This is a genomic window from Paraburkholderia sp. RL17-380-BIE-A (assembly GCF_046028085.1).
In the GTDB taxonomy this organism is placed as follows: domain Bacteria; phylum Pseudomonadota; class Gammaproteobacteria; order Burkholderiales; family Burkholderiaceae; genus Paraburkholderia.
On sequence record NZ_JARESQ010000069.1, the window covers coordinates 1 to 283 of the forward strand.

The window sequence follows — 283 nt, forward strand, 5'->3', positions numbered from 1 at the left end:
TGAGGACAAGTTCCTGTTCCTGACCGAAACCGGTTCGAAGAGCGTGCCGGTCTGGGCGCTGCCGGATAACTTCAAGAATCACGGCAATTACGTGATCAGTCTCGCGAATGTGACGCGCTGGCTGGGTCAGCAGGCTGAGGCGCTAGGTGTGGAGATTTTCCCGGGCTTCCCGGCGGCTGAAATCCTCTATAACGACGACGGTTCGGTCAAAGGCGTCGCGACTGGCAACCTGGGCATCGGCAAGGATGGTGAACCGACTGAGAACTTCCAGCTCGGCATGGAA

1 protein-coding gene is annotated in these 283 nt (G+C 58.3%); it reads left to right on the forward strand.

The window, feature by feature from the left end:
- Positions 1–283 (forward strand): NAD(P)/FAD-dependent oxidoreductase (locus tag P0D68_RS35570; protein WP_408303754.1); only part of this gene is annotated, 283 nt, incomplete at both ends.